The organism is Photorhabdus sp. S10-54 (assembly GCF_963878145.1).
Lineage (GTDB): Bacteria > Pseudomonadota > Gammaproteobacteria > Enterobacterales > Enterobacteriaceae > Photorhabdus > Photorhabdus kayaii.
Window position 1 is genome coordinate 1 of the sequence record NZ_CAWNXG010000114.1, and the last position, 2,375, is coordinate 2,375.

6 protein-coding genes are annotated in these 2,375 nt (G+C 41.9%); 5 read left to right on the forward strand and 1 reads right to left on the reverse strand.

What is annotated here, in order from left to right:
- Positions 1-189: 189 nt before the first annotated feature.
- The 4 genes from AACQ83_RS23840 to AACQ83_RS23855 all read left to right on the forward strand — a co-directional run bounded on the left by AACQ83_RS23840 (position 190) and on the right by AACQ83_RS23855 (position 1,659).
- On the forward strand, positions 190-681 hold the full coding sequence (locus tag AACQ83_RS23840; protein WP_240000916.1) for a hypothetical protein: 492 nt from the start codon (positions 190-192) through the stop codon (positions 679-681).
- A complete protein-coding gene (locus AACQ83_RS23845) occupies positions 678-893 on the forward strand; it encodes a hypothetical protein (protein WP_112879872.1) in 216 nt (71 codons plus the stop codon). Before AACQ83_RS23840 ends, AACQ83_RS23845 begins: the two co-directional genes overlap by 4 nt.
- A gap of 43 nt (positions 894-936) precedes the next feature.
- Entirely contained in the window at positions 937-1,278 is a 342-nt protein-coding gene (locus tag AACQ83_RS23850) for a hypothetical protein (protein WP_112879873.1), read from the forward strand.
- Positions 1,279-1,419: 141 nt separating this feature from the next.
- Positions 1,420-1,659 (forward strand): hypothetical protein, encoded by a 240-nt coding sequence (locus tag AACQ83_RS23855; RefSeq protein ID WP_112879874.1) that lies wholly within the window; start codon positions 1,420-1,422, stop codon positions 1,657-1,659.
- Here the strand turns inward: AACQ83_RS23855 and ghoS are convergent.
- Positions 1,656-1,940: a type V toxin-antitoxin system endoribonuclease antitoxin GhoS gene (ghoS, locus tag AACQ83_RS23860; RefSeq protein ID WP_112879875.1), complete on the reverse strand. Its 285-nt coding sequence runs from the start codon at positions 1,938-1,940 to the stop codon at positions 1,656-1,658. The genes AACQ83_RS23855 and ghoS overlap by 4 nt on opposite strands.
- Before the next feature lie 151 nt (positions 1,941-2,091).
- Between ghoS and AACQ83_RS23865 the strand changes: the two genes are divergently transcribed.
- Complete coding sequence (locus AACQ83_RS23865; RefSeq protein WP_112879876.1) at positions 2,092-2,271, forward strand: hypothetical protein; 180 nt, start codon at positions 2,092-2,094, stop codon at positions 2,269-2,271.
- The last annotated feature ends 104 nt before the right edge of the window (positions 2,272-2,375 follow it).

Consider the following 2,375-nt stretch of genomic DNA (forward strand, 5'->3'; position numbering starts at 1 on the left):
TTCAAACCCAAAGAACCTGTTTAGGAAATAGAGCTTGAGGAAATCAGTATTGTGCTGATTCTTTGGTCTGATTTTCTATGAGGCAGGCTCTATCTCTAAAAAGGTAAAGCACGATGAACGCATTAACTTTCAAAAATCACACTATTGTCCTTTCGATAATCATGATGGGAAAATTTGGTTTACAAGCAAATGGCTGAACTGCTCGAATATAAGAGCGAGAAATCTGTAACCAATCTTTACAATGCTAACAAAGATGAATTCACGGACGACATGACAATGGTCACCGAGTCAATGACCATTGGAATAAACAATAGTTTACGTAAAAAGAAGGTGAGAATTTTCTCTGTCAGAGGTTCCCATTTAATTGGGATGCTAGCTGATACTGATGTTGCCAAGTCTTTGCGTCGCTGGCTATTGGATTTAGCAGATAAAGAGAATCAGTCAGATCTCTCATTGATGGACATGGAAAGCTTAAAGTCACTGACACTTGGTGAAATGCAGAATCGGCTGGTGGCCGCTGATAAGTGGTCTTATAGCAACTTTGGTAGACCAGGTAGTGAAATGATGAACCTCCGCAAGCGTCATCTTAAAAAACTTCGTCAGGCCAAGAAAGTTATTCTGGAATTATCGCAGCTTACGTTACCCGGCTTTGATGACTTCCCGGACGGAGAGCCAGCATGAATCATGAGCAATTTATAGCGAAGAACGTACAAGCCGAGTTAACCAAGCTCGGCTTTTCTTCATCTATTGCGTGTATGGCAAGTGACAAAGCGGTCGATCACTATCGAAGAGCTTCATCAGCGAGCAGAAAGGGCAAGATGTACGATGACTGTCTGCATATTGCTAAAGCGTGGGCGAGTAAATACAGCTCGGTCAAGCCGTCCCCAAAGTGAGGACCTCGGAAGAAGTAAGACTGTGATGATCCCGGAGAAATTAATGAAATACACATATTCAATCATTCTGGACGCAATTATCGCGTCCTTTTTATTTATTGGCATTACGCAAAATATCGAAGGTTTTGTAAATGTCGGTTATTTCGCTGGCTGGTTCTTTGGTGTGATTAAATTCCTGGCTTATTTATTTAGCAGGGATACGCTCGCTAAAGAGTACAAACATGTTCCGACAGCATTCCGATATTACGACTTACTGACGGATACAGCCTTTGTCATTTTTGTCGTATATCAGGGCTGGTTTGTACTCGGCGCTATTTACGCGATAGGCGCAATGGCAAAAGTTGAGTTTCAGGGCAAGCAAGAGAAGATGCTTTCAACGAAGTAACTAACTCAGAGCATTCTGCTGACAGAGTGCACGATAGTAGTGATTTCTTTATGGGCGCCCTGCGGGCGGATACTGACTTTTTAGCAGAATATTCTAATTCCAACTGTTTCCAAACTGGAAAGGGTTCAGAGAGGATTTAATATGAAATTTGAAGATTTAACAATCGAGTCACAACAGGCAGCACGTGAGGCTTTAATAAATGCTCTAAATATAGAGATGGAATCTCGACGCTATGCCGATAACGACAGGGCGAAATATCTCGCCCGAAATATTAGAGATAGCTTTATTGCCCTTGAAACGGAAGATCCAAGGCGAGGTGATGGAGATGATGAAGCGGAAGAACTTAGCCCACCTTGCGCCAAAGACCCTGATGAAGATTAAGCCCTGTCAAGTCCGCGCCAGCTTATCCCATCAGATTCAGTGACCAAAACCGCAGGTCTTGAATTGACTGACTTAGCGACGTCATAAGCTAAGTCTCTTACTTCCTGTCGAGATTTTGATTCAGACTTGAAATAGTATTCTGCGGGAGGAAGCTCATATTTATTGCCGCTATCAGCAGTAATAAATTTCGAAAAACCCTTAGCTTTCATTTTATCATAGAGCTTATCGTAATCTGAGTTATCTGCTTTTCTTAATTCTACACGGACAATGAAATCTGCTATTTCTTATTCCTTACTTGACTGTGGAATGATCAACATATCAATTTTTCTTGACTGTGGAAAGCAGGAAGCCCGCGCCGCCTGAGTGGGTTAACAAAGCAGGCATAAATTCAATCCGGTCGCCCAGTGCGGCCTTTTTATTTAAGGGAAAGAGATGACACAAGATGAACAAACAATACTGATGTTTAGGGGGTTAATTGCCTCATTGTCAGAGCAACAACAAGAAAATGTCAGTACATGTGAAAAGGTAATACGTAAGATGCTGGCTGATTATCCAGATGAAGCTGTTTTCGCACTTGGATTGATTGGCGCAGAGTTGCAGTTATCTATGTAACTTAAGGTCAATAAGATGGCAGGATTAAAAGAACTGTCTAATAAGCTGACTCAAATAAAGAAGCAAGTCCCGTTTGCCACTGCTCAGGCATTAACAAAAGTTGC